The 416-nt window shown below is 57.5% G+C and carries 1 protein-coding gene; it reads right to left on the minus strand.

The features are described from left to right. Positions 1–416, minus strand: a 416-nt coding sequence (locus tag ACEWB7_RS18140) for a hypothetical protein (protein WP_411581108.1), incomplete at both ends; no start/stop codon positions are given.

Below are 416 nucleotides of genomic sequence, written 5' to 3' on the forward strand. Positions count from 1 at the left end.
GTGATCACCATGCCGATGGCGCCGTCGGTCACACTGGAACCCCCGGTGAGCGTGTTGACGGTTCGATTGCCGGAAATAATCACGCCGGTGCGATCCTGGCCGCTGATATCCATGCCGCGATCGGAGGTATGCGATTCGCCGTCGCCGCTGATAACGGTGGTTTTATCGTCGGCAAGGATCAGATAGCCCCGGCTGTCATACTTCCAGTAGAGACCATTTTCCTGGGTGCCTTCAATCACGGCGGCATTAGCGTCGGTCACGTCCCAACCGGTGACGTTCAGCGTTTTGCCGCCCAGGGGGGTGAGCTGCCACTGGTTGTTCTGTTCTGAATAATTCCACACGGCACCCTCGAGAACGCTGCCGCTATCCAGTTTGAAGCTATCGAAGGCCAGGGTGTCTTTGCCTTTATCGATGGT

Origin of the sequence: Acinetobacter sp. NIOH-H-8 (assembly GCF_046635365.1) — a bacterium.
In the GTDB taxonomy this organism is placed as follows: domain Bacteria; phylum Pseudomonadota; class Gammaproteobacteria; order Pseudomonadales; family Moraxellaceae; genus Acinetobacter.